Origin of the sequence: Mumia sp., from assembly GCF_028803055.1 — a bacterium.
In the GTDB taxonomy this organism is placed as follows: domain Bacteria; phylum Actinomycetota; class Actinomycetes; order Propionibacteriales; family Nocardioidaceae; genus Mumia.
On the sequence record NZ_JARBCJ010000172.1, the window covers coordinates 1 to 6,891 of the forward strand.

4 protein-coding genes are annotated in these 6,891 nt (G+C 71.5%); all 4 read right to left on the reverse strand.

The features are described 5' to 3' along the window. Nucleotides 1-2,879 (reverse strand): aconitate hydratase (locus tag PV363_RS14355; RefSeq protein ID WP_301022667.1); only part of this gene is annotated, 2,879 nt, incomplete at its 3' end. Between the two features lie 214 nt (nt 2,880-3,093). Further along, nucleotides 3,094-3,552: a GNAT family N-acetyltransferase gene (locus PV363_RS14360; RefSeq protein ID WP_301022668.1), complete on the reverse strand. Its 459-nt coding sequence runs from the start codon at nt 3,550-3,552 to the stop codon at nt 3,094-3,096. Between the two features lie 111 nt (nt 3,553-3,663). Beyond that, nucleotides 3,664-6,225 carry a hypothetical protein gene (locus PV363_RS14365; protein ID WP_301022669.1) on the reverse strand — a complete coding sequence of 854 codons (2,562 nt, stop codon included), beginning with the start codon at nt 6,223-6,225 and terminating at the stop codon, nt 3,664-3,666. 46 nt (nt 6,226-6,271) lie between these two features. Beyond that, nucleotides 6,272-6,891: RsmD family RNA methyltransferase (locus PV363_RS14370; RefSeq protein WP_301022670.1), on the reverse strand; the 620-nt coding region annotated here is incomplete at its 5' end.

Genomic DNA, 6,891 nt, shown 5'->3' on the forward strand with positions numbered 1-6,891 from the left:
AGGAGCGACCGGAGCACGTACGGCATGATGCCGCCGTTGCGGTAGTAGTTCGCCTCACCCGGCGTGTCGATGCGGACGATCGCGTCGAACTCGACGCTCTCACCGTCGGCGCGGGCCGCGGTGACCTTGACCGTCTTGGGCGTACGACCCTCGTTGAGCCCGGTGACGCCGGTGAACGAGAACGTCTCCTCACCGGTGAGGCCGAGCGACTCCGCGTTCTGACCCGCGGGGAACTGCAGCGGCAGGACGCCCATGCCGATCAGGTTGGAGCGGTGGATCCGCTCGTACGACTCGGCGATGACGGCCTTGACGCCCAGCAGGGCGGTGCCCTTGGCTGCCCAGTCGCGGGAGCTGCCGGACCCGTACTCCTTGCCGGCCAGCACCACGAGCGGGATGCCCGCCGCCTGGTACTTCTCCGACGCCTCGAAGACGGTCGTGACCTCACCGTTCTCGTTCAGCTGACGGGTGAAGCCGCCCTCGGTCCCCGGCGCCATCTGGTTGCGGAGCCGGATGTTGGCGAACGTGCCGCGGATCATGACCTCGTGGTTGCCGCGACGCGAGCCGTACGAGTTGAAGTTGCGCGGCTCCACACCGTGCTCGGCGAGGTACTTGCCGGCCGGGCTGTCCTTCTTGATCGCGCCCGCAGGCGAGATGTGGTCCGTCGTGACGGAGTCGCCGAGCTTGAGGAGCACGCGGGCGCCCTCGATGTCGGTGACCGGCGAGGGCTCGTGCTCCATCCCGTCGAAGTACGGCGCCTTGCGGACGTACGTCGAGTCGGCGTCCCACTCGAAGACGTCGCCCTCCGGTGTCGGCAGCGACTGCCAGCGCTCGTCACCGGCGAACACGTCGGCGTACTCGCTCTTGAAGGTGTCGGCCGACATGGCACCGGCGACGACCTCCTCGACCTCCGAGGGCGCCGGCCAGATGTCGCGCAGGAAGACGTCGTTGCCTTCCTGGTCCTGGCCGAGCGGCTCGTTGAACAGGTCGGTGTCCATCGTGCCGGCCAGCGCGTACGCGACGACCAGCGGCGGGGACGCCAGGTAGTTCATCTTGACGTCGGGGTTGATGCGACCCTCGAAGTTGCGGTTGCCCGACAGCACGGACGTGACGGCGAGATCACCGTCGTTGACCGCCTGCGACACCTCGGGGATCAGCGGGCCGGAGTTGCCGATGCACGTGGTGCAGCCGTAGCCGACGAGGTTGAAGCCGAGCTTGTCGAGGTACGGGGTGAGGCCTGCGCGCGCGTAGTAGTCGGAGACGACCTTCGACCCGGGGGCCAGGGTGGTCTTGACCCACGGCTTGCGCTCCAGGCCCTTCTCGACGGCGTTCTTGGCCAGCAGCGCCGCGCCGATCATGACCGACGGGTTGGACGTGTTGGTGCAGGACGTGATCGCGGCGATCGTGACCGCGCCGTGGTCCAGCTCGTACGTCGTGCCGTCCGCGGTGGTCACGCGCTGCGGGTTGCTCGGGCGACCCCCGTCCTTGGGAGCCGCGGAGTGCCAGTCGGCCGGCGCGGCGGCGTCGTCGTGACCGTTGCCGTTCCCGTTCGTCGCCGGCGCATCGCTCGCGGGGAACGACTCGGCCGACGCCTCGTCGGCGCCGACGGTGACGCCGTACGGCTTCTCCTGCTGCGGGACACCGGGCTTGCGGTCGTCGCCGCCGGTCTGGTCGTCCTCGACGTAGTTGGCGAGGACGGTGCGGAACGCCTCCTTGGCGTCGGAGACGACGATACGGTCCTGAGGACGCTTCGGGCCGGCGATGGACGGGACGATCGTCGAGAGGTCGAGCTCGAGGTACTCGGAGTAGCGCGGCTCCCGGTCGGCGTCGTGCCACAGGCCCTGGGCCTTGGCGTAGGCCTCGACGAGGGCGATCTGCTCCTCGGACCGCCCGGTCAGGCGGAGGTACTTCGTCGTCTCGTCGTCGATCGGGAAGACCGCGATGGTCGAGCCGTACTCCGGGCTCATGTTGCCGATGGTGGCGCGGTTGGCCAGCGGCACGGCACCGACACCGGAGCCGTAGAACTCGACGAACTTGCCGACGACGCCGTGCTCACGCAGCATCTCCGTGATCGTGAGCACGAGGTCGGTGGCGGTGGAGCCCTCCGGGAGCTCGCCCGAGAGCTTGAAGCCGACGACGCGCGGGATGAGCATCGAGACCGGCTGGCCGAGCATCGCAGCCTCGGCCTCGATGCCACCGACGCCCCAGCCGACGACGCCGAGGCCGTTGACCATGGTCGTGTGCGAGTCGGTGCCGACGCAGGTGTCGGGGTAGGCCTGGAGGACGCCGTCGACGGTGCGGGTGAAGACCGTACGGGCGAGGTGCTCGATGTTGACCTGGTGCACGATGCCGGTGCCGGGCGGGACGACCTTGAAGTCGTCGAACGCGGTCTGGCCCCAGCGGAGGAACTGGTAGCGCTCGCGGTTGCGCTCGTACTCGATCTCGACGTTGCGCTCGAACGCGTCCGGCGTGCCGAAGACGTCGGCGATCACCGAGTGGTCGATGACCATCTCGGCGGGCGCGAGCGGGTTGATCTTGCTGGGGTCGCCGCCGAGATCAGCCATCGCCTCACGCATGGTGGCAAGGTCGACGACGCACGGGACGCCCGTGAAGTCCTGCATGATCACGCGCGCAGGCGTGAACTGGATCTCTTTGCTCGGGTCCGCGTCGGCGTCCCACCCGGCGAGTGCCTTGATGTCGTCCGCCGTGATGTCGGCGCCGTCCTCGGTGCGGAGGAGGTTCTCCAGGAGCACCTTCAGGCTGAACGGCAGCGAGTCGACGTCCAGGCCCTCGCCCGTCACCGCTCCCAGCCGATAGATCTCGTACGCGGTCTCCCCGACGTTCAGGGTTTCCTTCGCGTTGAAGCTGTTGACGCTGGCCATCGCCTCTCCTCTTCCGTCCTGCCGGAACCCGCGGTCGCGAAGCGGGCCCTCGAGCGGCGTCGCCGTCCATCGTCGCGCGCGCAGCAACGCGGCGCGCAATGAGGACAGCCTGGTCGCCGCTCGTCATTTATCTCGATGTCAAGATACACGGTATCAAACGTCGGCCACGCAGGGCGAACGAGACGAGCGTGCCCTCGGCGCCCGGGCCGGCGCGTCAGTCTCGACAGACGAGAACGACGTAGGTGTGCCCGTCGTCAGGAGACTCGAACTTGTCGATCGGCACGAACCCGAGAGCGTCGACCACCTTGAGCGCTCGGACGTTGAACTCGGTCACCGTCACCCGGAAGGCGGCGGGCGCGAAGCGCTCTCGGGCGAACTCCAGGCCGACCGCCATCGCCGCCTGTCCGAGCCCCTGGCCCGTCAGCTCGGGGCGCAGCCCACCGGCGGTGTCGAGGGCGTCGTCGTCGTAGTCGTAACCCGGGACCCGCGCCTGGGCGCCGTAGCACCGGTAGCCGATGAACCGTCCCTCGTGCAGGAGGGCCCAGAACCCCTGCGAGAGATCGGCGAAGCGTCGAGGGTGCATGCCGGTCAGGTCGTAACAACCCTGTGGCTCGAGGTAGCTCCAGGTCGCGACGTCGTCGGCGTGCTCACGTGTCAGCTCGACGATCTGCATCCGTCCGCCCCCCGCTCGTCGCCGGGTCACCCGACGCCGCCAGCCTGCTCCGTGCTCGGTGCAGGTGCCCGTATCCAAGCATGTGACGACGCTCACGGGCAATGCCTCCTGTCACCGAAGTCGCTGGACGTATGCCACCACGGCGCGCGCGTCGCGGACCCGGGCCTCCCACGTCGCCCCGGCGAGGACCAGGCCGACTCCCACCACACCGGGCGGAAGCCACCGCGGGAGGTCACCGACGAACGGCCCGGCCCAACGGACCACAAGCACCGTCGTCAGCGCGCCGCCGATCACGAACGGTGCACGCCACCGCAGCGACGCTCCGGCGGCGAGGACCCCCACCGCGGCCAGGGCCAGAAGCAGCCCTCGCAGCGAGGCGGGATCGCCCAGTGCCTGGGGAAGGCTCGGCAGCAGGGCGAGCGTCAGCCCCGGCCAGAGGACGTCGCTCGAGCGCGCGGCGTCGCGTACGACGAGAACGGCACCGACCGCGAGCAGGACGATCCCGAACGGCAGCGTGTAGGCCTCGACGACCCCGATGTCGGAGGCGACCAGCCGAAGGACGTAGGCCAGGCCGAGCAGAGCGGCACCCGTCGGTGCGTAGACCCGCCGGTCCGCACGCAGCAGGCCGACCGTCGTCATGGCCACCCCCACGATGGTGAGGACGAGGCTGGACCACGCCGTCCCGACCCACGCGGCGAAGCCCACGGAGACCAGCCCGGCCATCGGCGCCACCACCTCGACCGCCAGGCGTACCGGCGCAGGGAGGCGGGGTACGGCGCTGCCGAGGAGCAGCACCGCCGCGAGGCTCGCGGCGACCAGCGCCAGCACCCTCGCATCGGCGCCGGCGACGTCCGCCCAGCCGACGGCGGCCGCGACACCGAGCACTCCGGCGACACCAACGGCCGCCGCCACACCTGCGTCCCGTTGAGCACTGCGCGGTCGCAGAGCCAACGCCGTCGCGGCGACGACGATCGCGGCCGCGGCACCGACCGTCCACGTGAGCGTCGCGGCCGGAGCCGATCCGATCGGCGCCAGCGCGGCCGCGGCAGACCAGAGCAGGGCCGTCGCGGCAGCCACGACCGATGCGCCCGAGTCCTCCCGGAGGAGCATCCACAAGACCGCCGCTCCCCCGGCGACGACGAGCTGCCCGAGAGCCAGAACGACGACCGGCGCGTCCAGCAGGACGACCAGCACCGCGGCTCCTGCCACCGCCAGCAGTGCGGCGGTCGCCAGCAGCGCGACGCGCTGGGGCCGCGTCGACGACGGCTGCGGCCACCACGCCACGACACAGGCGACGCCCGCGGCTCCGAGCCACAGCGCGAACGCCCGGCCGGGCGACAGCCCGGAGTCGGCCGCCAGGCGAAGACCAACGTCGGTGGACCACCCCGGCAACCACGAGTCGCTCACCGCGGACAGCGCACCCACTCCTGCGACGACGACCCCGATGAGCAGAGGAAGCACGCCGACCGCCAGTGCGGCGCGGACGCCGGTCTCCCATCCTCGCGACCAGCGCGCGTGCAGGAGGCCCGCGCCGGCCAGCACCAGGGGCACCGCGATCCAGGTCGTGGACGCCACCTCGGGCGGCACCTGCTCGCCGACGAGGAGGAAGACAGCGGCGACGCACACCGCGAGGTCGAACCCTGCGACGCCGCGGACCAAGGAGACGGCCAGCCGAGCGACGTGCCCGGAGAACGCGTGCGAGACCACGACCGAGAGGGCCACCACGAGGACGCCGTGCAGCAGCGCGGCAGGAGCATCTCCCTCGGACCAGCGGGTGGAGAAGGTCGGGGAGAGGGCGACGCCTGTCACGATCCACAGCGCGGCGAGCCCCAGCATCGACGCTCCCCCGAGCGCGGTCACCCAGGCCGCCACCAGGAGTGCGCCGCGCCAGCACACCACCGCGAGCAGGATCACGAGGGCGGCCACCGGGGTCAGCGTCCAGCGCAGGTCCACCTCCATCAGCAGCACCAGCGCGACTGCCGCCGAGACGGCACCGATCGCCACACCCAGCTGGGCCGAGACGAGGGTCGGCATCCATCGGCGCGACCAGACGGCCACCACGGCACCGACACCGGCCAGGACGGCCCCGAACCCGACGACCACCGCGGCGCCGTCCAGCTCGTCGAGACCGAGCAGGCCGGCCGACATCGCTGCACCGGCGTCGACGGCCGCGAGGACTCCCGTGACCGTCCACATCGTCTCGGCCGAGGCGCGGAGCCGGCGAGTCGTCAGCCACACCGCCGACCCGCAGGCGGCCGCGGTGAACGCCAGCAGGATCAGGGTGCGACCGGTGAGGCCGACCCGTCCCCACGTCACGGCGATGAACACGAACGCCGCCACGACAAGGCACAGCGCGCCCAGGGCGAGAAGGGTGCCGCCCACCGTCCAGCGTCGGGACGCGCCCGCTGGCGGACGGCCGGGCGTCGCTACCGGTGGTCCCCCGGCGGGGGCAGGCCTCGGTGGCTCCACCGGCGGGCGGGCGTCAGCCTGCTGCGCTCGCCAGGCGGCCGCCTCGTCCTGCAGCTCTCGGAGCACCGTGTCGGCCTCGCTCAGCAGGCGGAGGAGGGTGAGCGGGCGCTCGCCGCGGAGCTGGACGGAGCAACGGGGGCATCGCGGCGAGCCGCTCGCAACGGTGCCGCAGCTCGGGCAACGGGTGGGGTCGGCGTAGGTCACCCGCGAAGTCTCTCGTGCGCGGGGGGCACCCTCCTCAGGACACTCCTCACGACGCGCGGTCGAGGACCGCGACACACTCCACATGGTGAGTCATCGGGAACAACGCGTACGCCTCGAGCGACCCGAGCACGTAGCCCTCCTCGCCGAACGTCTTGACGTCACGGGCCAACGCCGCCGGGTCGCAGGCGACGTAGACGACCCGCCTCGGGCCGAGTGCCGCGATCCGACGGACGACGCGGGCACGGGCACCGGTCCGCGGCGGGTCGAGCACCACCACGTCCGCCCGCTCCCCCACCTCGCCACGCCGAAGCGCCTGCTCGACGTCGCCGTTGACGACCCTGGCCTGCGGTAGCCCGTGCAGGTTGCGGCGTGCGTCGCGTGACGCCCGCGGGTCTCCCTCGACGCTGATCACGGTGCCCGACGACCCCACCTCCTCGGCGAGGAACGCGGTGAAGAGGCCGACGCCCGCGTACAGATCGGCCATCGTCTCCCCCGGCCTGGCCTCTACCGCTCGCCGGACGGCGTCGACCAGTGTGGCGGCCGCCTGCGGGTGCACCTGCCAGAAACCGGCACCACCGACCCGGAACTCGTGGCCGTCGACCTCCTCGCGGACCCATCCCCGTCCACGGACCCGGTGGCCGTCGGCCATCAGGCCGACGGCGTCGA